Raw genomic sequence first — 22,974 nt, forward strand, 5'->3', positions numbered from 1 at the left:
CATATTTCTTGCTCATTAAGTTTTTTTAACCTATCCTAGATGTATAGAAAAATTTCGATAGAGGAGATCGATATGGTAAAACTTTCTAAAGAGACACATCTTGAGATGTTCACTAAAATGGAACGTATTCGTGAATTTGATTCACGTATTAATAAATTGGTTCGTCGTGGTTTTGTTCAAGGGATGACTCACTTTTCAGTTGGTGAGGAAGCAGCCAATGTTGGTGCTGTTCAACACTTGAGCTATGACGATATCTTCTTTTCAAATCACCGTGGTCACGGACAATCTATCGCCCAAGACATGGATTTGAATAAAATGATGGCCGAACTTGCTGGTAAGGCAACCGGTGTTTCTAAGGGCCGTGGTGGTTCTATGCACTTGGCAGACTTTGAAAAAGGTAACTATGGTACTAACGGTATCGTTGGTGGTGGTTACGCTCTTGCCGTAGGTGCAGCCCTCACTCAGCAATACAAAGAAACAGGAAACATTGTTGTGGCTTTCTCTGGAGATGGCGCAACTAACGAAGGTTCATTCCATGAGTCAGTTAATATGGCAGCCACTTGGAAATTACCTGTTATCTTCTTTATCATCAATAACCGTTATGGTATCTCAATGGATATCCATAAAGCTACAAATACACCTCACCTTTATACACGTGCGGAAGCTTATGGTATTCCTGGTTTCTACTGTGAAGATGGTAACGATGTTTTGGCAGTCTATGAAACAATGGGCAAGGCTGTTGAGCATGTCCGTGGTGGCAACGGTCCTGCTATCGTTGAGGTAGAATCTTACCGTTGGTTCGGTCACTCAACTGCCGATGCAGGTGTTTACCGTACTAAGGAAGAAGTTGACGAGTGGAAGAACAATAACGACCCAATTATTAAATACCGTGACTATCTTGTTGCTGAAAATATCGCAAGCGCTGAAGAGTTAGATGCTATCCAAAGCCAAGTTAAGGCAGAGGTTGATGCAGCTTATGAGTTCGCCCAAAATAGCCCAGATCCAGAACTTTCAGTTGCCTTTGAAGATGTATGGGTAGACTAAAGAGAAAGGTTGAGGAATACAAGTATGAGTGAAACAAAATTGATGGCCTTGCGTGAGGCAGTAAACCTTGCTATGAGCGAGGAAATGCGTAAAGACGAAAATATCTTCCTTATGGGTGAAGATGTTGGTATCTATGGTGGTGACTTCGGTACATCAGTTGGTATGTTGGCAGAGTTTGGTGAAAAACGTGTTAGAGATACACCAATTTCAGAGGCAGCTATCGCTGGTGCAGCTGTTGGGTCTGCCATTACAGGTCTTCGTCCAATCGTTGACTTGACTTTCATGGACTTCATCACGATTGCCCTTGACGCTATCGTTAATAATGGTGCAAAAAACAACTACATGTTTGGTGGTGGTTTGAAGACTCCTGTAACCTTCCGTGTAGCCTCTGGTTCAGGGATTGGTTCTGCTGCACAGCACTCACAATCTCTTGAGTCATGGTTGACTCACATTCCAGGAATTAAAGTGGTTGCTCCAGGTAATGCTAACGATGCTAAAGGTCTTTTGAAATCTGCTATTCAAGACAATAATATTGTTATTTTCATGGAACCAAAAGCACTTTACGGTAAAAAAGAGGAAGTAACACAAGATTCTGATTTCTACATTCCACTTGGAAAAGGTGAAATCAAGCGTGAAGGAACTGACCTTACTATTGTCACATATGGTCGTATGTTGGAACGTGTTCTTAAGGCTGCTGAAGAAGTAGCTGAACAAGGTATCAATGTTGAGGTTGTCGACCCACGTACGCTTATCCCACTTGATAAGGAATTGATTTTCGAGTCAGTTAAGAAGACTGGTAAACTTATGTTGGTCAATGATGCTTATAAGACTGGTGGATTCATCGGTGAAATTGCTGCTATGGTTACAGAAAGTGAAGCATTTGATTACCTTGACCACCCAATTGTACGTTTGGCAAGTGAAGATGTGCCTGTACCTTATGCGCGTGTCTTGGAACAAGCGGTTCTTCCAGATGTTGAAAAGATCAAGGCTGCTATTATCAAGATGGCCAATAAAGGAAACTAACTTTCTAGCGATGGTTAAGTGATATTTCTCGCTAGTAAAATGTGTTTCTTGTTTTAACTGTGGGAGTATCGGAAATTATAATTTAAAGTAGAAAGGAGAGGGCGTTAAAGCGTTTGAGTCGATTTGAACTCGAACGAAATGCTTCGGAATTTATATAGTTTTACTTGTGTGCAAGCACACTAACGTAAAACTCCTAAAATTCTGTCGCATTTTAGCGTTCTTAGTATCATAAAATATGGCTTTTGAGATTATTATGCCTAAGCTTGGTGTTGATATGCAGGAAGGCGAAATCATCGAGTGGAAGAAACAAGAGGGTGATGTGGTTAATGAGGGAGATATCCTTCTTGAAATCATGTCAGATAAAACGAACATGGAACTTGAAGCAGAAGATTCTGGTGTTCTTTTGAAGATTACGCGTCAGGCTGGTGAAACTGTACCAGTTACTGAAGTTATCGGTTATATTGGAGCAGAAGGTGAAGTTGTGGCTGACAAGGCAGCTAGCGCGCCAGCTGCTGAACCTACGCCAAAAGTTGAAGAAGTTGCCGCTGTAGCAGAGCCTGTAGTAGCAGCGCAAACGCAAGCACCTGTCGTTCACGAAGGTGGCAAAGTACGTGCAACACCTAAGGCTCGTAAGTTGGCGCGTGAGTTGGGTATTGACCTCGCTCAAGTTCCAGGAACTGGAGCAAAAGGTCGTGTTCATGCTGATGACGTTGAAAACTTTAAGGGTGCTCAACCTAAGGCGACTCCATTGGCACGTAAGATTGCAGCGGACCTTGGTATTGACTTAGCTAGCGTATCTGGAACAGGCTTTGGTGGTAAGATTACTAAGGAAGATATCCTTGCAATCAGTGCTCCAGCGCAAGTTAAAGAAGCGGCGGCTGCACCTGTAGTTGAAGCTAAACCTGAAAAAGTCTTGCCAGAAGGCGTGGAAGTTATCCCAATGTCTGCTATGCGTAAAGCGATTTCTAAGGGAATGACGCACTCATACTTGACTGCGCCAACCTTTACTCTTAACTATGACGTAGACATGACTAACCTTATGGCTCTTCGTAAGCAAGTCCTTGATCCAATCATGAATAAGACTGGTATGAAGGTAACCTTCACGGATTTGATTGGTTTAGCAGTTGTGCGTACCCTTATGAAAGAGGAACACCGTTACCTCAATGCATCCTTGATTGACGATGCACAAAATATCGAATTACACAAATTTGTTAATCTCGGTATTGCCGTTGGTCTCGATGATGGCTTGATTGTACCTGTCGTTCACGGTGCAGATAAGATGAGTTTGTCTGAGTTTGTTGTGGCTTCTAAGGATGTCATCAAGAAAGCTCAGGCTGGTAAATTGAAGGCTGCAGAAATGTCAGGTTCAACTTTCTCTATTACTAACTTGGGAATGTTTGGAACTAAGTCATTTAACCCAATCATCAACCAACCAAACTCAGCTATCCTTGGTGTTTCAGCAACTATTCAAACTCCAGTTGTTGTTGATGGAGAAGTTGTCGTACGACCAATCATGGGTTTATGCTTGACAATTGACCACCGTATCGTAGATGGTATGAATGGTGCCAAATTCATGGTTGATTTGAAACATTTGATTGAAAATCCTATGGAATTGTTGATTTAAGAAAAAAATATCTGAAAACTGAAGTTTTAATAGAAAGGAGAGGGCGAACCAGAGGGTATAACTGAACCCGAGCGGAAAGCTTGGAAAATAGACCGTCTGTCTACGTCAGCAGGCTGACATGTCAGACGCCTAATTTTCAGTCGCTTTCTGGTCGCTCTTGGTATCTTATAAATGGCTTTTGAGATTATTATGCCTAAGCTTGGTGTGGACATGCAGGAAGGCGAAATCATCGAGTGGAAAAAACAAGAGGGTGATGTGGTTAATGAGGGAGATATTCTTCTTGAAATCATGTCAGATAAAACGAACATGGAACTTGAAGCAGAGGATTCTGGTGTTCTTTTGAAAATTACTCGTCAGGCTGGTGAAACAGTGCCAGTTACTGAGGTTATTGGTTATATTGGAGCAGAAGGTGAAGTTGTGGCTGATAACGCAGCTAGCGTACCTGTTGCAGAAGCAACTGCTCAGTTGGAATCAGCTGGTCTTGAAGTTCCTAAAGCTCCTGCCCAAGCTGCTCCAGCAGTTGCTGCAGAAAAAGCACCGCTTGCTGACAATGAGTACGATATTATCGTTGTTGGTGGTGGTCCTGCTGGTTACTATTCTGCCATTCGTGGTGCACAACTTGGTGGTAAGGTTGCCATCGTTGAAAAATCTGAATTTGGTGGAACATGTTTGAATAAAGGATGTATCCCAACTAAGACCTATCTTAAAAATGCAGAAATCCTTGATGGACTTAAGATTGCTGCAGGTCGTGGTATTAACCTAGCGTCAACAAACTACACTATCGATATGGATAAGACAGTTGACTTTAAGAACTCTGTTGTTAAGACTCTTACTGGTGGTGTTCAAGGTCTTTTGAAGGCTAACAAGGTCACTATTTTTAACGGTCTTGGTCAAGTTAATCCAGATAAGACAGTTACTATTGGTTCAGAAACAATCAAGGGACGTAATATCATCCTTGCGACTGGATCAAAAGTATCTCGTATCAATATTCCTGGTATTGAGTCACAACTTGTGATGACATCAGATGATATCCTTGATTTGCGTGAATTGCCTAAATCACTTGCTGTTATGGGTGGTGGTGTCGTTGGTATCGAGCTTGGTCTTGTTTATGCCTCATACGGTGTAGAAGTGACTGTTGTTGAGATGGCTGACCGTATTATTCCTGCTATGGATAAAGAAGTGTCACTTGAACTTCAAAAAATCCTTGCTAAGAAGGGAATGAAGATTATGACATCTGTTGGGGTTTCTGAGATTGTAGAAGCTAACAACCAATTGACCCTTAAACTTAATAATGGTGAAGAAATTGTAGCGGATCGTGCCCTTCTTTCAATCGGTCGTGTCCCTCAATTGGATGGTCTTGAAAACCTTAACCTTGAACTTGACCGTGGTCGTATCAAAGTTAATGCTTATCAAGAAACATCAATCCCAGGAATCTACGCACCAGGTGATGTTAACGGAACTAAGATGCTTGCTCACGCTGCTTACCGTATGGGTGAAGTTGCAGCTGAAAATGCTATGCGTGGCAATGTTCGTAAGGCTCACCTTGACTACACACCAGCAGCTGTCTACACTCACCCAGAAGTCGCTATGTGTGGTCTTACTGAAGAAGATGCACGAGCTAAATACGGTGATGTTCTCGTTGGTAAATCAAGCTTCGCTGGTAACGGGCGTGCCATTGCTTCAAACGAAGCTCAAGGTTTTGTTAAAGTCGTTGCGGATGCGAAGTACCATGAAATCCTTGGTGTTCATATTATCGGTCCAGCCGCAGCTGAATTGATTAACGAAGCATCAACAATTATGGAAAATGAATTGACTGTAGATGAACTCTTGCAATCTATCCACGGTCACCCAACCTTCTCTGAAAACATGTATGAAGCCTTTGCTGACGTACTTGGAGAAGCTATCCATAACCCACCAAAACGTAAATAAAGTTGATAAAATTCTCGGACAGATGTTCGGGGATTTTTCTTTTGTCACACATTTTCATCTTTAGCTATATCTTGCAAATTTCTTTGGATTTTTAGTGTTAAATACGAATAGGTAGTTAAAGGGTTTTCAAATAAGATAAATTGCAATTTTGTAGCGTTTAGAATTTTATAATATTTCTGCCTTATTTAGAAAACCTTTAATAATGACCTTTCCATTAGAGTTTTTCTATGGTAAAATGGTTGACGTATTAAAAATGCAAAAGGAAAGTTAAATGCGAACAAAAGATTTTATCTACTATGCCAGTGCGGCTGTTCTTTTAGCCGTGACAACTCAGGTTGCTCAGGCAGATGAAGTGGCGACACAAACACCTTCTGTTACTGAAGGAAATCAGTATCAACCTGCGACAGCGGCTGAGATTTTTGGTGGAGAAGCAGCCTTACCTGCAACTCCTAGTTCAACTGTTTCAGCACCCGTAGCTACGAGTGAGGTGGCAAAACCTAGTGCTTCTGCGGTATCTACGTCACTTGCAGCACAAAGTTCAGAGGCTGTAACAACTGTGGCATCAACTTCAGTAGCTAACTCTACTGTTGCTGTGTCATCAAATTCAGTAACATCTTCAGTTGTTAGTTCAGAAAGTGCAACAGCTTCTTCAAGTGCGACAAATTCTGAAACGTCAAACAGTGCTGTAGCAACACCTGCTAAATTGACGAATTCTACGGATGTTCCTTCGCCAACGCTTAAGGTGCAACCAAAGACTTTTATCGATGTCAGCAGCCATAATGGTGAGATCAGTGTAGATGACTATCGTGCACTTGCACGCCAAGGTGTGGGTGGTGTCGTTGTAAAGTTGACTGAGGACACTTGGTACAACAACCCTAAAGCACCCTCACAAGTTCGCAATGCTCAAATTGCTGGTCTTCAAGTATCAACCTATCATTTTTCTCGATACACAACTGAGGAAGAAGCACGTGCAGAAGCTCGTTTCTACATCCAAGCTGCACAAAAACTAAACCTTCCAAAAAGTACTGTTATGGTTAATGATTTCGAAGACCCTAAGATGCTTCCAAATATCAACCGTAACACCCAAGCTTGGGTTAACGAAATGCGTAAGCATGGATACAACAACTTGATGTTCTATACAAGTGCCAGCTGGTTGGATGAGAACAATCTAGGCTACCGTGGACCTGTCTCAACCTCTCAATTTGGGATTGAGAATTTCTGGGTTGCCCAGTATCCATCAACAACTCTTACAGCAACAAGTGCTAAGAACATGCGCTATAATGCCAAAACTGGAGCATGGCAGTTTTCAGCTACGGCTAATCTCTTGCCAGGTAAACATGTCTTTGACCACAGCGTGGACTATACAGGACGTTTCACAGCTAATGCCAGTGCTGAGGTTGATGCCACCCAAGGCGATTTGAGTGGAACCATTTCTATTGTCAATAACAATCCAACTGTTGGTAGCTTTGATGTTGTCATCTCTAATGTTAAGGCACCAAACGGTGTTGAAACTGTCTCTGTTCCAATTTGGTCAGAAATTAATGGCCAAGATGACATTATCTGGTATACGGCTAACCGTCAAAATAATGGAACTTATACAGTAAACGTTAAGGCTTCAGCTCATAAAAACTCAACCGGTCTTTATAACATCCATCTTTATTATATTCAAAAAGATGGTCAAATGACGGGTGTTGGTGGAACAACTACGCAGGTCTTCATTGGTAAGACACCAGAGCAGTTGAAACCTAAAGCAAGTTTTGCTATTGAAAATAATAATGCTAAGGCAGGAACTTTTGACGCCGTTATCACTAATATCTCAGCACCACTAGGTGTTAAAGAAGTGTTAGTCCCATCATGGAGCCTTGAAAATGGTCAAGACGACCTTATTTGGCATAAGGCAACCAAGCAAAATGATGGTAGCTATCGTGTCACCATTAAGGCAAGTGAGCATAAGGGCAATAAAGGGAATTACCGTGCTGATGCCTACATCGTGGACAACGCTAACAATCGTCATTATATTGCCGAAAAAGTAGTGTCTGTTGATTATGCTCGACCAAGCGGTGTTCTTACGATTGAAAACAACAATACTGCAGCAGGTACTTTTGATGCCGTTGTTCGTAATATTGTTGCACCTACAGGTTTAAAAGAGGTTCTTGTTCCATCATGGAGTTTGGCTGGTGGTCAGGATGACCTTATCTGGCATAAGGCAACTCGTCAAGCCGACGGTTCTTACCGAGTGACTATCAAAGCAACGGATCATAAGAATTCAACAGGTAAATACCGTGCTGATGCCTACATTGTAGATGACTCTAACAAACGTTTCTATCTCACTGAAAAAGTGGTAGAAGTTACTCAAACTCGCCCTAGCGCAAGTCTCGTTATTGAAAATAATAATGCTGATTTAGGTACTTTTGATGCTGTTATTCGCAATATCGTAGCACCAAATGGGGTTAAGGAAGTCTTAGTTCCTTCATGGAGTCTAGTTAACGGACAAGATGATCTGGTTTGGCATAAGGCTAGTCGTCAATCTGATGGTAGCTACCGTGTTACTATTAAGGCTAGTGAGCATAAGAATTCTCTAGGAAATTACCGTGCTGACCTTTATATCGTAGATAATGCCAACCAACGTCATTATGTCACTGAAACAATTGTGGATGTGAAACATAATAAACCAGTCGGTACTATTTCAGTAGTTAATAACAATAAAGATACTGGTACTTTTGATGTCATTATCAGTGATGTTTATAGTCCTAAAGGTGTTCGTACTGTTCAAGTGCCTATTTGGTCTGAAAAAGATGGACAAGATGACATTCGTTGGTATGAAGCGACACGCCAAGCAAATGGCACTTATACGGTAAATGTTCAAGCTACTAACCATAAAAACTCAACAGGCTTGTACAATATTCATTTGTACTACATTTTAAATGATGGTTCACAAGTTGGTGTCGGTGGCACAACAACGACAGTTGAATTCCGTAATGCTAAGACTAAAACGCAAACCTATATCACTAATGTTAATTCAGAAGCTGGTAGTTACACAGTAGTGGTTGATCAGGCACCACAAGGACGTCAAATTAAGAATATCCGTGTAGCTGTATGGTCAGAAAGCAACCAAGGAAACCTTTCTTGGTACAATACGGCACCTACTGGAACACATACTGAAATCAATGTATCGACTGTTAATCATAAGAATCTCATTGGTAACTATACGACTCATGTTTATGTAGACTATGTAGACAATACTGTAGACGGATTCAACCTTGGTGAGACAGCTCTTGCTCCACGTAATCGTCGTGTTGAGCCTCAGACGACTTATTATTCTCAACGTGATCCTCGTTGGGCTTCTAAGTGGTATGGTGTCAGCAATATGGACCAGTCAGGTTGTGTTCCAACATCACTTGCCATGACTTTTACAGATATTTTGGGAACAGTAATTGCACCAACGACAGTTGCGGATTATTTGTACTACAATACAAATTCATTCAATAAAACATCAGTTGCTGGTACAGACGCGGATGGTATTGTATTAGCAAGTAAAAATTGGGGTCTCAAGAGCAACATGCTTTCAAGCATTGCTAACATTGCTTCAGCTTTGATGTCGGGCCAACACGTTCTGGCAGCAGTAGGAGCAAGCCAATTTATCAATTATCCTTACACGCATGAAATCGTGCTTCATGGCTATGATAATGGTAAAACTTATGTTCGTGATCCATTTAACGCCAATAACAATGGTTGGTATTCATTGGACTACATTCATGGTGTTCAGAGTCGAGATGCAATGGATACTAAGCTTGGTGCACCATTCTTCTCAATCTTTGCTTAATCTATTAATGAAAGGTCTTTAGAAGGAAACTTCTAAGGGCTTTTTTGGTGTTCATTTTTGATAGTCATATTTTTTATTTATCTATTTTCAGAATATTATATACATGTTTGAAATCTCATATTTATGGGCTTTTAGGTTCTTTATTTGGATGACATTGATGCTTTCAGCATAGAAATTACTTATTTTTTTATCATTTTTATAGTTTTTTTAGAGAATTATCACTTTTGCTCTATTCGTAAGATATTTTCTATGGTAAAATGGGTGACGTATTAAAAAGTGTCAAAGGAAAGTTAAATGCGAACAAAAGATTTTATCTACTATGCCAGTGCAGCTGTTCTCATGGTGGTGACTACTCAGGTAGCCAGTGCTGATGAGGTAGCTACGCAAATGCCTACGGTTACTGAAGGGAACCAGTATCAACCTGCGACTGTAGCAGATATTTTTGGTGGTGGAGCAGTCCTTGCACAAGAAACGCCATCAGCAAGGCCAAGTTCAACTGTGGCGGAAACACCTACAGCCACAAGTGAAGTAGCAAACTCAAGTGCTCCACAAGTCAGTCAAGCAAGCTCAACAACGATTGTAGCATCTGAATCAAGAGTCGTTGCCTCTGAATCTGTAGTTCAGGCGAACACAGTAGCGAGTTCAGAAAATGCGACGATACCGACTGCTTCTGAGGTTTCAAGCAATATCGTGGCTGAACCTGCTAAGTTAACTCATGCCTCAGGTTCATCTCATGATACTGATGTTCTAAAACCTAAGGCTAGCTTCTCAATTGAGAACAACAACAAGGTCACTGGTACCTTTGATGCTGTGGTTCGAGATATTGTGGCACCCTTGGGTGTTAAAGAGGTTCTTGTCCCATCTTGGAGTCTAGCCAATGGTCAAGATGACTTGATTTGGCATAAGGCAGCCAAGCAAATGGATGGCTCTTATCGTGTAACCATTAAGGCGGTTGATCACAAGGGGGAGGCTGGCAATTACCGTGCAGACGCCTATGTTGTTGATCGAACAAATAAGAGACATTATATTTCTGAGAAAGTAGTATCGGTAACTTACTCTCGTCCAAGTGCAAGCCTAACGATTGAAAATAATAATACAGCTACAGGCACTTTTGACGCTGTGGTAAAAAATATCATTGCTCCTACAGGTGTGAAAGAAATCTTAGTACCATCATGGAGTCTCGTTGGTGGTCAAGATGATTTGATTTGGCATAAGGCGACGAAACAAGCAGATGGTTCTTACCGTGCGACTATTAAGGCAAGTGACCACAAAAATTCAACCGGTAAATATCGTGCAGATGCTTATATCGTAGATAATTTTAACAAGCGTTTCTACTTGACTGAAAAAGTTGTGGAAGTTAGCCAATCTCGTCCAAGCGCAAGCCTAACGATTGAAAATAATAATGCAACTACAGGCACTTTTGATGCTGTGGTTCGAAATATTGTTGCACCAAATGGCTTAAAGGAAATCTTGGTCCCATCGTGGAGTCTTGTTAATGGTCAGGATGACTTGGTTTGGCATAAGGCAAGTAAACAAGCAGACGGTAGCTATCGTGTGACGATTAAGGCTTCAGACCATAAACATTCAACTGGTAAATACAGAGCAGATGTTTATCTCGTCGATAAGGATGGCAACCGTCAGTATTTGACTGAGACCGTGGTTGATGTTAATGAAACTAAGCCAAGTGGTAGTATTTCTATCTTAAATAACAATGGCGCTGGAAGTTTTGATGTGGTCATCAGCGATGTTTATAGCCCTAAGGGGGTTAGAACGGTTCAAGTCCCAGTCTGGTCTGAGGCTGATGGTCAAGACGATATTCGTTGGTATGAAGCGACACGTCAAACTGATGGCAATTACAAGGTTACTGTTCAAGTAGCTAACCACAAAAACGTAACTGGTCTTTACAATGTTCATCTTTACTATGTCCAAAACGACGGTTCACAAATCGGTGTGGGAGGCACGCAAACAAAAGTTACTTTGTCAGAACCCAAAGCCGACCTTGCCATCACTGGTCTCAACAATGCTACTGGTAGCTATGATCTTGTTATCTCAAACTTGATTGCTCCACGTGGCTTCAAAGAAGTCTTGGTTCCAACCTGGTCAGAAAAGAACGGTCAAGATGATATCATCTGGTACAAGGCAACTAAGCAAGCTAATGGAGACTATAAGGTGACCGTTCGTTCAAGCAACCATAAGGGTGATAGCGGTCTGTATAATTCCCATGTCTATTTGGTTGACAATGATGGTAAATACATTGGCCTAGGTGGCAAACAAGTGACACTTGATATTACTAAGACTCAAGGAACCTTAACTATTGCCAATAATGATAAAAATCGTGGAACCTTTGATGTTCTTATCACCAATCTGACGAATCCAAGTGGTATTTCAGGTGTGGTTATCCCAGTCTGGTCTGAACAAAATGGCCAGGATGATCTTGTTTGGCATAATGCCACAAAACAGGATGATGGTTCTTATAAAGTGACTATTTCAGTCAGCCAACACAAGTGGAACTCAGGCAAGTACATAGTTCATGGCTATATGGTTGATGCTTCAGGTAAGAATATCGGCTTTGGGGCAACTTCAGCTGATGTGGTAGCCCCTAAGAAAATCGGTTCGGCATCAAGAGGAAACTACGATGTTTTAAATAAGGTTGTCTATCTCGATGCTGGGCATGGTGGCTATGATCCAGGAGCTTCTTACTTTGGTATCTCTGAAAAGAGCTTGACCTTGGCTATCCAAAGCCGCGTGAAAGCTAAACTAGAAGCAGAAGGGTATCAAGTTGTAACCACTCGCACAAGTGATACCTATGTTGACTTAACGGATCGTTCACGTGCAGCCAATGCCTCGGAATCTGATATCTTCGTAAGTATTCACATCAATGCTTCAGGAAGTTCTGCAGCACAGGGAATCGAGACTTATTATTACCAACCTTATGCAGAATACCCATCACGTATTAATGCGACCTATCATGCTAATCCGACTCGTTTGAGCATGAGTGATACCTTGGCCAATGCCATCCAGTCTAGCTTGATTAATGCGACTGGTGCTCAGAATCAGGGCGTAAAACGTCAAACATTTGCGGTCTTGCGTGAGACAACAGCTCCGGCAGTCCTACTTGAACTTGGTTTCTTGTCAAATCCACAAGAAGCAGCCCGTTTGAATACCTCTGCTTATCAGGAGACTTTGGCTAACGCAATTGTAGCAGGGATTAAGCGTTACTATTCTATTTATAATTAATAGATTGAGAGAATCTTATGGTTCTCTCTTTTTTAATTTTCAAAGAGAGAAAACGCTTGCATAAATGGAAGCTAAATGGTATATTAAAAAACATGAAAACGTTAACAAAAGGGTTAACAAAAGGAGTTTTTATGAAAAGAAATACTCAAGCTAATGATGAAAAAGTTCTTCGTTATAGCCTTCGCAAGTACAAGTTAGGTTTGGCTTCTGTAACCATTGGAGCTATTTTTTTGAGCTTTGCTGCAGTTCAAGGAGTAAAAGCAGATGAAGCAGTATCAACGCCCGACTCTAGCACACAGGTAGAACCAGCTGATCCTAGTCTTACTACCAGTGGACTAGTAACTGAAACGCCAACAGCTCCTGTAGCAGCTGAGAATGCCACGGTGTCCAAGGAAAATGAGCCAGTTTCTCTTCCAGAAGAAAATACTGGCCGTACTGAGATTCCCAAGCTAACTGAAACTAGGGAAAACACACCAAAAACAGTAAGTACAAATAATAGTCAAGCTCTTACGAATGCGTCTGAGGATCCTATTGCTGACGGGTCTATTCGCTTGCATTTTCAAGAGTTGCCAAGTCCAGACAAGGCATCGCTTGGACTTTGGACTTGGGATGATGTTGAGACACCATCATCTCAGAAGGGGGCCTGGCCGACAGGGGCAACCTCATTTGCTGAAGCCAAACAGGATGATTATGGTGTCTATTTAGATGTGAAGTTGTCTTCAGCACCTAAAAAACTTAGCTTCTTGATTAATAATGCCGCTGGAACAAACCTTTCAGGTGATAAAGCAGTCGAAATTCTTAGCCCTCAAATGAATGAGGCTTGGATTGACAAAGATTTTCAAGTTTACAGTTATCAACCTATCCCTCAAGATCACGTTCGTATCAATTATTTCCGTACGGATGGCGACTATAGTAATAAGTCTGTATGGTATTGGGGTGATGTTAAGGACGCTCCAAGTAATTGGCCTGATGGTGTCAATTTCCAACCAAATGGTAAGTATGGTGCCTATTTAGACATTCCGCTAACCGAGGCTGCTAAATCTATCGGTTTTTTACTCTTAGATGAGAGCAAAACAGGAGATGATGTGAAAATTCAACCAAATGATTATAAATTTAGTGACTTGAAAAAAACTCGTCAGCTTTTCGTACGAGATACTGATACGACAGTCTACACCAACCCTTATTTTGTTAAGGATGTGCGTTTGACTGGAGCTCAGCAGCTTAGTCCAAGCCAAATCGAACTTAGCTTCACCAATTTAGAAGATGTTTCATCTGAGGATATTCTCAAAGACCTAAAGGTGACAGACAAGGACGGAAATAGCGTAACTCTTAAACAGCTTGAGTTGGATGCTAAACTCAAAAAAGCTACATTAACAGGTGATTTTGCTGCGGAAAATCTACCTTACAAGGTCACTTTGGGCAATGATAGTTTTAAAACGTCTGAGAGTTGGCAATTGAAGGATGCGCTCTACAGTTACGATGGTGAATTGGGTGCCCGTCTTCAAGAGAATGGTACTAAGGCACATGTGACACTTTGGTCACCAAGTGCAGATCAAGTAGATATCATTGTCTATGATAAGAATAATCAAGACATGGTTCTTGCTGAACATGCCCTAAGCAAAGGACCTCGAGGGACTTGGCAAGCTGACTTGCTTGCGACTGATTTTGGCCTTGAAAACTTAACAGGTTATTTCTATCAATATCGCATTAAACGTGGTGATCAGTCTGTAATCGTTTTGGATCCTTATGCTAAGTCTTTGGCTGCTTGGAATAGTGACGATGCCAGCAAGGGACCTGAACACAAGATTGCCAAGGCTGCCTTTGTAGATCCTGCTAATTATGGACCAAAAGATCTTGACTACGCTAAGATTCCAAACTTTAAATCTCGAGAAGATGCCATCATTTATGAGGCTCATGTACGAGATTTCACCTCTGATAAGGCTATCTCAGCTGAATTGAAACACCAGTTTGGGACTTTCGCAGCCTTTGCAGAGCGTTTGGATTATCTTAAAGATCTCGGTGTTACCCATATTCAGCTTTTACCAGTATTAAGCTACTATTTTGTCAATGAAATGCAAAATGGGAAGCGTTTGGATGCCTATGCATCTAGTGATAGTAACTACAACTGGGGCTATGATCCACAAAACTATTTCTCTTTGACGGGTATGTATTCTGAAAACCCAAGTGACCCAGCTAAACGTATCGAAGAATTCAAGAATTTAGTTGCTGCTATTCATGCCCACGGTATGGGCGTTATCTTGGATGTAGTCTATAATCATACAGCCAAGACAGCTATTTTTGAAGACCTTGAGCCAAATTATTATCACTTTATGGATGCTGATGGTACTCCTCGTTCGAGTTTTGGAGGGGGTCGTCTAGGCACGACTCACTATATGAGTCGTCGTGTCTTGGTTGATTCGATTGCTTATCTTACTAAGGAATACAAGGTGGATGGTTTCCGTTTTGATATGATGGGTGACCATGATGCTGAAAGTATCGAGCAAGCTTATCATACTGCACGTACCCTTAATCCAAACCTTATTATGCTTGGTGAGGGCTGGGTGACTTATACTGGCGATGAAAATAGCCCTGTTCAGCCTGCCGATCAGTCTTGGATGAAAGACACAGATACCGTAGCTGTATTTTCAGACGATATTCGAAACACCCTCAAATCAGGTTATCCAAACGAGGGGACACCTGCCTTTATCACAGGTGGCAAACGTGATATTAATAAGGTCTTTGACAATATCAAGGCACAACCAACTAACTTCGAGGCTGATTCTCCAGGTGATGTGATTCAATATATCGCTGCTCACGATAATTTGACCCTTTTTGATATTATTGCCCAATCAATCAAGAAGGATCCAAGCAAGCCTGAGAATAATGCTGAAATTCATCGTCGCTTGCGTCTAGGAAACCTCATGGTCTTGACTGCTCAGGGAACACCATTTATTCACTCTGGTCAGGAATACGGCCGCACCAAACAGTTCCGTGATCCTGCCTACCGTTATCCTGTGTCTGAGGACAAGGTGCCGAATAAGTCACATCTCTTAGTTGATGAAAAGGGCAATCCATTTGACTATCCTTACTTCATCCATGATTCTTATGATTCAAGTGATGCGGTTAACCATTTTGACTGGACTAAGGCGACTAATAGTCAGGCGTTCCCAGAAAATACGAAAACGCGTGCCTTTACCAAAGGGTTAATTGCCTTACGTAAGTCTACGGATGCCTTCAATTTCAAATCAAAAGCAGATGTGGATGCTCGTGTGACACTATTGACAGTTCCTGGTCAGGATAATGTTGCTCAAGAAGATTTGGTATTAGGATACCAAACTGTTGCTTCCAATGGGGATCGTTACCTTGTCTATGTCAATGCGGATAGCAAGGCTCGTCAGTTTGATTTGAGCAAGCTTACAAATGGTCTATCCTATATGGTTTTAGCAGATGGCAATCAAGTTAATCTATCTGGAATTAGTGAGCTATCAGGTGTTGCGATCAACAATCACATCTTGACCTTGGACCCACTAACAGCGACGATTATTCGTTTAACCAATGCTCAGACACCAACTGAGGAAGTAGCTAAGCCTTCTGAGAAGACTGTGTCATTTGGTGGCAAAGATACTGAGGTAACTAAAACAAGAGTCAAGACCTCAAGTCCAGAGGACCTTGTCGGAGATGTAGGGCTTGTTGCTCATGGCAATAATCAGGCTAAGACTGAAGCTAGTCGTCAAACTGATAAGCAACTGCCATCAACTGGTGAAAAGACAAATCGTGGACTCTTTGTAACAGGTCTCTTAAGCATTCTAAGCCTAGGATTCCTTCGAAAACGTCGTACAAAATAATAAGTAACAACAGGTTATTTCCTGTTGTTTTTCTTTTATTTAGAATCATTCTTATCTGCTCTTTAGAATAGTTCTTAAATAGCCTAAAACCGTTGACAGTGCTGGTTTCTTCTGTTAGTTTAGAATATGTTCTCTTACATATGAGAGACCATTATTGACTTATCATCGTTCGTTTTTCATATCGAAATAACAAACGATTCACATATATAACGACAAATGTCGAACACTATCTTGAAAATAGGAGACATTCATGAAAAAACTTAACAAACTTGGTGTTGTTCTTTTGGCATCAGGGCTTTTATTGACGGCTTGTGCCAAATCTGATAATTCAAGTCATTCTAGCTCATCTAGCTCAAAACTCACAGCTAGTGAGCAAAAACAATTGAAGCAGGCTACAAGTGATTACAAGACTTTCGTTGAAGGCGAAATCGATCAGCTTTTGAAAGATACTGAAGGATTCAGTGAAACCCTCAAGTCAGGAAATCTTGAAGAAGCCAAGAAACAATACCCATTGGTTCGTATGGCTTACGAACGTTCAGAACCAATTGCCGAAAGCTTCGGTGAGTCTGATGTGAAAATCGACTACCGTTTGGTTGATTACATGGACGAAAATAAATCAGAAGATGGCTGGTCAGGTTTCCACCGTATTGAACGCATCATGTGGCAAGACAACACGACCGATGGTACAGCTGCCTATGCAGATCAATTGGTCAACGATATCAAGGAGCTCAAGGCTAAAATTGCAACTGTTAAAGTCACTCCAGATATCATGCTGACTGGAGCTGTAGACCTTCTTAACGAAGTGGCTACTCAAAAGATTACAGGTGAAGAAGAAGTCTTTTCACACACTGATCTTTACGACTTCCGTGCTAATATTGAAGGGGCAGAGAAAATCTTCGAACTCTTTAAGCCGTTGATCCAAAAGAAAGATGCTAAGCTTGTTAAGACTTTGGAAGCAGAATTCAAGAATGTCAATGGTCTTTTAGACAAACACATGACTGATGAGAAAAACTATAAGTCTTATACAGATTTGAGTGAGGCAGATACTAAGGAATTGGCCGAAGCTGTAACTAAACTTGGTGAACCATTATCACAAATGGGTGTTATCCTAGATGGGAAATAAGAAAAATGACTGACGAAAAATTTTTAGATAAAAAAATGGACCGTCGTGAATTTCTTAAAAAAGCAGGTATTGGAGGGGCTGGGCTTGCGCTTGGTCTTTCTGGTGCATCTGCTTTTTTCGCTAATCAGGATAGTTCAACAAAAAAAGCCCTTGATGGGGATGAAGATATTAGCTTCTTTGGTAAGCACCAAGCTGGGATTACGACTCCCATGCAGAAGGCTTGCTACTTGGTGGTTCTAGATCTTCATACAACTGATAAAAAAGAAGTGATCCAACTCTTTAAAGACTGGACAGACTATAGTAGTAAATTGGTCGAAGGAGAGCTGGTCAAAAAAGATGGTTCCAATGCCCTCTTACCTCCAACAGATACAGGTGAAACAGTGGGACTCAACCCCTATCGCTTGAGCCTGACTTTTGGTGTTTCGGCTGATTTTCTTAAAAAACTTGGCTTGGAATCCAAGCGTCCTAAGCTCTTCCGTGATTTACCTCCATTTCCAAAGGAGCAGTTGCAGGACAAGTATACAGGCGGAGATATCGTCATACAAGCCTGTGCGGACGATGAACAGGTAGCCTTCCATGCTGTTCGAAATCTGATCCGCAAAGGTCGTAATAAAATCACCATGAAGTGGAGCAAATCTGGTTTTGCAGCCATCGGAGATCGTAAGGAGACGCCGCGAAATCTCTTTGGTTTTAAGGACGGTACTGCCAATGTTACGACGGAAAAGGAATTCGACAAGGTTGTCTGGACTGATAGTAAAGATTGGATGAAGGGTGGTTCTTATATGGCTCTTCGTCTAGTACAGATGCACTTGGAGACTTGGGATCGTACCAATTTGCAGGAGCAGGAAAACACCTTTGGCCGCTATAAGGAATCAGGTGCTCCCTTTGGTAAGAAAGATGAGTTTGACGAAGTAGATCTGTCAAAACTACCAGTCGATTCGCATGTCCGTTTGGCTAAAGAAGTAGATCTTCCTATCTTACGTCGTTCCTATTCTTATTCTGATGGCATTGATGAGAGAACTGGCCAGTTTGATGCAGGCTTGATTTTCATTGCCTACCAGAAGGACCCAGACCGTTTTGTCAAAATACAGACCAATCTTGGTGCTGTAGACAAGATGAATGAGTACATCACCCATATCGGAAGTGGGCTCTTTGCTTGCTTTGCTGGCGTGGAGAAAGGAGGCTACCTTGGTCAAGCACTCTTTGAATAAACTCCTCGTTTTGCTTGGACTTTTAGCTCTATTCTGGTCCTATCCAGTTGCTGCTGAATCCTATAGTGATCTCTATATCAAAATCACAGATGCAACAACAGCTGTTCAAAACAAGGATCAAGCAAAAGCTAAGGAATTAGTTGGTGAGATTAAAACTGATTTCGAAACTAAAGAAAATCACGATTCCAAGGCTGGTAAAAAAGTTAGCAAGGCTCTTGATATTAAAGGTGACGTGACAGAAGAAGACCTAACCTCTATCTCGTCAGCCCTTCTTAAATTTGAGAAAGAGCAAAATCCTGTTGACTTGGATGCCGAAAAGGAAAAACTTGAGACCCGTCTCAATCCTTATTTCAAGAATTTACAGGATGCCATTACGGCTAAAGACCTAGCTGAGACCCGCAAAACTTATGGCGAATTGAATAATGCTTGGACGCGAAATGAAGCTGTTGTCCGTGACCACAGTACTGCCTACTACGGCAAGATTGAGACGGCTATTTCACTTTTGCGAAGCAGTATTGAGACGGAGCCTACTGATTTCACCAGCATCCAGTCATCCTATGATGATCTCAAGGGTGGGATTGATGACTTTATCAAGGGCGTCCCTCTTGATAGCACAAGCTCAAGTTTAACCCTAAAAGATGGTATTAAGCTCTTGGAAAAAGCTCTCGGTCAATTCCAATCAGGTGATGAAAAAACGGCTGCGGCAACTATGAAGAAGTTCATCACTATCTGGCCAACCATTGAAGGTGACGTGAGCACGACTAACCCAAGCCTCTATACGCGCGTGGAGAGTGAAACACCGGTTATCATGGTTAAGGGGAAAGAAAAAGCTTATCAGGACAAACTGCAAGCCTTAATTACAGACCTATCAGCTATCGATACCAGTGCTTCTTATAATGCATTTGATGCCATGTTGATTCTCTTGCGTGAAGGGGTTGAAGCCCTCCTCATCGTCATGGCTCTTGTGACAACTCTTAAGGCAGCTAAGATGCGTAAGGGACTCAAATGGGTTTATGGCGGAGCCATTGCTGGTGTTCTTGCCAGCGCAGTTATAGCTGTTATCTTACAAGTTGTTTTTCCAGCCGTAACTTCGGGCTCTAACCGAGAAATTATTGAAGGTGGCGTTGGTATCTTTGCAGTTGCGATGATGATTCTGATTGGTATTTGGCTTCATAGCAAGTCTTCAGTCAAACAGTGGAATGACTTTATGGACCGTCAGATGAAGACAGTGACGGCTACTGGAAGTTTTGTATCTATGTTTGCCCTTAGTTTCTTGGCTGTCTTCCGTGAAGGTGCCGAGACCATTCTTTTCTATGTTGGTATTATCCCACGTATCACGACAGCTAATTTCTTGATTGGTATTGCTTTAGCCATTGCAGTTCTTGTTATTATTGCCGTTGCTATGACTAAAGCTAGTCACTATATTAAACCACATCGTATCTTCTTTATTTTGACCTGGTTGATTTATGCCTTGGCCTTCAAGATGCTCGGTGTCAGCATTCATGCCCTTCAGTTGACTAATATGATGTCCAATCATTTGATTAGTGGTTTCCCAACCATTGATTGGGCTGGTATCTATCCAAGCTGGGAAGTCCTAATTCCACAACTTATCTTTATTGCTATCATTGCCTTTGTAACGGTGAAACAGCATGGCAAGAAGTAAGGACGAGATGACCATTGTTGAGCATCTGGTGGAATTTCGGAGACGTTTTATTGCAGTAGTGATTTGTTTTTTCCTAGTTTTTTGTATCACCCTGTTGTTTGCTGGGGAGCTCTATGCTTATCTGACTAGAGGATTTGATAAGCCCTTATTGGTTCTTGGTCCTAACGATATTCTCTGGATTTACATTAACTTAGCCAGTCTCATGGCTGTTACGGTCACTTTGCCCTTTACCACCTACCAGATTTGGCAGTTTGTAAAACCTGGTTTGAGGGATAATGAAGCGCGTGCCATCTTTGCCTATATTCCAGCAACTTTTGTCTGTTTTGTATTGGGTTTGGCCTTTGGTTATTATTTTGTGAGTCCAGCTATCTTAGAAGTGCTTTTAAAGCTAGGTGAAGGACTCTTTGATACACAAATTACAGCACAAAACTACCTTAGTTTTTTACTGCATACGACAGTGCCTTTGGCTGTTCTCTTTGAACTTCCCGTAGTTGTTAGTTTCCTAACCTCTATAGGTATATTGACACCAGTATTTCTGACACGCTATAGACGCTATGCTTACTTCATTCTCTTGGTATTGGCAGTCGTTCTGACACCAGCCGACTTTATTAGTGACTTGGCCATGACTGCTCCCTTAATCTTACTCTATGAAGTTAGCGTAGCTCTTAGTAAGCTCATTTATAAACGTAAACAAAGAAAATATAAAGATAAATAGAAAGGAGATTTCATGGGAATTCTACGTGATATCGGAGCTCCAGGACTTATCATTATCGTCCTAGGAGCCCTCCTCATCTTTGGTCCTAAACGCTTGCCAGAACTTGGACAATCTATCGGTAAAATGTTAGCAGAATTTAAAGCAGCGGTAAATAAGACTGATGATAAAAAAGACGAAGAAGACAAGACTAAAGACTAAGATCTCTATCTAAAGGTTATCTTCAAGTTTCTTGACAATTCTAAGCTTTTATGACATAATACACTTGTATTGAATAGTAAGTCTATATCATAGGCAAGAAAAGACCCCAAGCTAACTTCCACATAAGCTCGGGGTCTTTTTTAGCACTATCTATCCTTGTTTAACCACTTGTCGATTAGACGAAGGATAACACCGACCACAATAGGTCCGATGATAGTTTTGAATAGTAAATCCATCATAGGCAAACTCACCTCCCTTCGTAGGCGGTGTCGAGGTGCCAAAGGATATTATATCATAGATTGAAAGAGATATGTTTAGTGAGTGATAGGAAGTATCAGTTAGAATGTGGTTTAATCATGCCAAACAAAAAATCAGCTCAAGAGGGCTGATTTTTTTATCTTACAAACTGATACGTTTTTCTGTTTCAGCGTCGAAGAAGTGACCTTTAGCAACGTTGAAAGTAAGGTTAACTTTTTCACCTGGATTATGGAAGTCACGCGCATCAACACGGGCAGCAAACTCAGTTTCTCCAAGTTTTAGGTAGAGCATTGTTTCTGCACCAAGAAGCTCTGAAACGACGACTTCAGCATCTACATTGGCATCTGGATAAACTTCTTGAACAATTGGACGGCTTGAAACATCTTCAGGACGGATACCAAAGATTACTTCATTGCCTTGATACCCTGTCTCTTTCAAGATTTTAGCTTGACCCTCAGAGATTGCAATATCCAAACCTTCAGAGTTAGTAATGCGGTTACCATCAACCTTAACATTAAAGAAGTTCATAGCAGGACTTCCGATGAATCCAGCAACAAATTTATTGGCTGGCTCATTATAAAGTTCTTGAGGGGTACCAATTTGTTCGATACGACCGATAGTACCAGAACCATCAGGGTTTTTAGTAGAACTCATGATAACGATACGGTCAGCAAGAGTCATAGCTTCTGTTTGGTCGTGGGTAACGTAGATAGTAGTTGCACCAATATTACGAGTAATTTTAGCAATTTCAGCACGCATGGTCACACGAAGCTTAGCATCCAAGTTTGAGAGAGGCTCATCCATGAGGAAGACTTTAGCATCACGAACGATGGCACGTCCCATAGCTACACGTTGACGTTGACCACCAGAAAGGTCTGCAGGCTTACGATCTAAGAACTCAGTCAAACCAAGGCTAGCAGCAGCTTCACGCACACGTTTGTCGATATCGTCTTTTTTATATTTACGAAGTTTAAGACCAAAGGCCATATTTTCATAAACAGTCATGTGAGGGTAAAGTCCGTAGTTTTGGAATACCATGGCAATGTCACGATCTTTTGGTGATTTGTCATTAACCACTTCACCATCGATATAGAGTTTACCTTCTGTGATTTCCTCGAGACCAGCAACCATACGGAGAGTTGTTGATTTACCACATCCTGAAGGACCTACGAAAACGATGAATTCCTTGTCTTTAATATCGATACTGAAATCTTCGACAGAGTAGTGAGTTGCATTTGGGTATTTTTTGTAAATTTTATCCAGTTTAAGAGTTGTCATATC

At 41.4% G+C, this 22,974-nt stretch carries 14 protein-coding genes; 12 read left to right on the plus strand and 2 right to left on the minus strand.

Features of this window, described 5'->3' with window-relative positions:
* Positions 1 to 72 precede the first annotated feature (72 nt).
* The 12 genes from A6J31_RS04130 (at position 73) to A6J31_RS04185 (ending at position 21,435) form a co-directional block, all read left to right on the plus strand.
* Entirely contained in the window at positions 73 to 1,044 is a 972-nt protein-coding gene (locus tag A6J31_RS04130) for a thiamine pyrophosphate-dependent dehydrogenase E1 component subunit alpha (RefSeq protein WP_002884921.1), read from the plus strand.
* Positions 1,045 to 1,068: 24 nt separating this feature from the next.
* Positions 1,069 to 2,067, plus strand: coding sequence for an alpha-ketoacid dehydrogenase subunit beta (locus A6J31_RS04135; protein WP_080610504.1), 999 nt, complete (start codon positions 1,069 to 1,071; stop codon positions 2,065 to 2,067).
* Between the two features lie 235 nt (positions 2,068 to 2,302).
* Positions 2,303 to 3,691 (plus strand): dihydrolipoamide acetyltransferase, encoded by a 1,389-nt coding sequence (locus A6J31_RS04140; RefSeq protein ID WP_070475919.1) that lies wholly within the window; start codon positions 2,303 to 2,305, stop codon positions 3,689 to 3,691.
* Between the two features lie 171 nt (positions 3,692 to 3,862).
* Positions 3,863 to 5,620 (plus strand): dihydrolipoyl dehydrogenase, encoded by a 1,758-nt coding sequence (lpdA, locus tag A6J31_RS04145; protein WP_080610505.1) that lies wholly within the window; start codon positions 3,863 to 3,865, stop codon positions 5,618 to 5,620.
* A gap of 271 nt (positions 5,621 to 5,891) precedes the next feature.
* A complete protein-coding gene (locus A6J31_RS04150) occupies positions 5,892 to 9,443 on the plus strand; it encodes a GBS Bsp-like repeat-containing protein (protein ID WP_080610506.1) in 3,552 nt (1,183 codons plus the stop codon).
* 294 nt (positions 9,444 to 9,737) lie between these two features.
* On the plus strand, positions 9,738 to 12,680 hold the full coding sequence (locus A6J31_RS04155) for a GBS Bsp-like repeat-containing protein (protein ID WP_080610507.1): 2,943 nt from the start codon (positions 9,738 to 9,740) through the stop codon (positions 12,678 to 12,680).
* A gap of 131 nt (positions 12,681 to 12,811) precedes the next feature.
* Positions 12,812 to 16,525, plus strand: a complete 3,714-nt coding sequence (locus tag A6J31_RS04160) for a pullulanase (RefSeq protein ID WP_080610508.1) — start codon at positions 12,812 to 12,814, stop codon at positions 16,523 to 16,525.
* Positions 16,526 to 16,775: 250 nt separating this feature from the next.
* Positions 16,776 to 17,648, plus strand: coding sequence for an iron uptake system protein EfeO (gene efeO / locus A6J31_RS04165; protein WP_080610509.1), 873 nt, complete (start codon positions 16,776 to 16,778; stop codon positions 17,646 to 17,648).
* Positions 17,649 to 17,653: 5 nt separating this feature from the next.
* Positions 17,654 to 18,859, plus strand: coding sequence for an iron uptake transporter deferrochelatase/peroxidase subunit (gene efeB, locus A6J31_RS04170; protein ID WP_048675863.1), 1,206 nt, complete (start codon positions 17,654 to 17,656; stop codon positions 18,857 to 18,859).
* The gene (locus A6J31_RS04175; RefSeq protein ID WP_048675860.1) at positions 18,837 to 20,522 is read left to right on the plus strand and encodes an FTR1 family iron permease; all 1,686 of its coding nucleotides are present in this window, start codon (positions 18,837 to 18,839) and stop codon (positions 20,520 to 20,522) included. The genes efeB and A6J31_RS04175 overlap by 23 nt, the downstream gene beginning before the upstream one ends.
* Positions 20,509 to 21,237, plus strand: coding sequence for a twin-arginine translocase subunit TatC (tatC, locus tag A6J31_RS04180; RefSeq protein ID WP_048675857.1), 729 nt, complete (start codon positions 20,509 to 20,511; stop codon positions 21,235 to 21,237). Before A6J31_RS04175 ends, tatC begins: the two co-directional genes overlap by 14 nt.
* Positions 21,238 to 21,249: 12 nt before the next feature.
* Positions 21,250 to 21,435 carry a twin-arginine translocase TatA/TatE family subunit gene (locus tag A6J31_RS04185; protein WP_021144181.1) on the plus strand — a complete coding sequence of 62 codons (186 nt, stop codon included), beginning with the start codon at positions 21,250 to 21,252 and terminating at the stop codon, positions 21,433 to 21,435.
* 146 nt (positions 21,436 to 21,581) lie between these two features.
* Here the strand turns inward: A6J31_RS04185 and A6J31_RS04190 are convergent, their stop codons facing one another.
* Both A6J31_RS04190 and A6J31_RS04195 read right to left on the minus strand, forming a co-directional pair.
* The gene (locus tag A6J31_RS04190; RefSeq protein ID WP_004182539.1) at positions 21,582 to 21,674 is read right to left on the minus strand and encodes a type I toxin-antitoxin system Fst family toxin; all 93 of its coding nucleotides are present in this window, start codon (positions 21,672 to 21,674) and stop codon (positions 21,582 to 21,584) included.
* 160 nt (positions 21,675 to 21,834) lie between these two features.
* Positions 21,835 to 22,971, minus strand: a complete 1,137-nt coding sequence (locus A6J31_RS04195) for an ABC transporter ATP-binding protein (RefSeq protein WP_080610510.1) — start codon at positions 22,969 to 22,971, stop codon at positions 21,835 to 21,837.
* Positions 22,972 to 22,974: the final 3 nt, after the last annotated feature.

It is taken from the genome of Streptococcus sp. FDAARGOS_192, assembly GCF_002073815.2.
Classification (GTDB): Bacteria; Bacillota; Bacilli; order Lactobacillales; family Streptococcaceae; genus Streptococcus; species Streptococcus salivarius_H.

Coding starts and splice junctions, on each gene's coding strand:
- efeO (WP_080610509.1), top strand. CDS start 16,776: ATGAAAAAACTTAACAAACTTGGTGTTGTTCTTTTGGCATCAGGGCTT.
- A6J31_RS04195 (WP_080610510.1), bottom strand. CDS start 22,971: ATGACAACTCTTAAACTGGATAAAATTTACAAAAAATACCCAAATGCA.
- A6J31_RS04190 (WP_004182539.1), bottom strand. CDS start 21,674: ATGATGGATTTACTATTCAAAACTATCATCGGACCTATTGTGGTCGGT.
- A6J31_RS04160 (WP_080610508.1), top strand. CDS start 12,812: ATGAAAAGAAATACTCAAGCTAATGATGAAAAAGTTCTTCGTTATAGC.
- tatC (WP_048675857.1), top strand. CDS start 20,509: ATGGCAAGAAGTAAGGACGAGATGACCATTGTTGAGCATCTGGTGGAA.
- A6J31_RS04140 (WP_070475919.1), top strand. CDS start 2,303: ATGGCTTTTGAGATTATTATGCCTAAGCTTGGTGTTGATATGCAGGAA.
- efeB (WP_048675863.1), top strand. CDS start 17,654: ATGACTGACGAAAAATTTTTAGATAAAAAAATGGACCGTCGTGAATTT.
- A6J31_RS04130 (WP_002884921.1), top strand. CDS start 73: ATGGTAAAACTTTCTAAAGAGACACATCTTGAGATGTTCACTAAAATG.
- A6J31_RS04150 (WP_080610506.1), top strand. CDS start 5,892: ATGCGAACAAAAGATTTTATCTACTATGCCAGTGCGGCTGTTCTTTTA.
- A6J31_RS04155 (WP_080610507.1), top strand. CDS start 9,738: ATGCGAACAAAAGATTTTATCTACTATGCCAGTGCAGCTGTTCTCATG.
- A6J31_RS04185 (WP_021144181.1), top strand. CDS start 21,250: ATGGGAATTCTACGTGATATCGGAGCTCCAGGACTTATCATTATCGTC.
- lpdA (WP_080610505.1), top strand. CDS start 3,863: ATGGCTTTTGAGATTATTATGCCTAAGCTTGGTGTGGACATGCAGGAA.
- A6J31_RS04135 (WP_080610504.1), top strand. CDS start 1,069: ATGAGTGAAACAAAATTGATGGCCTTGCGTGAGGCAGTAAACCTTGCT.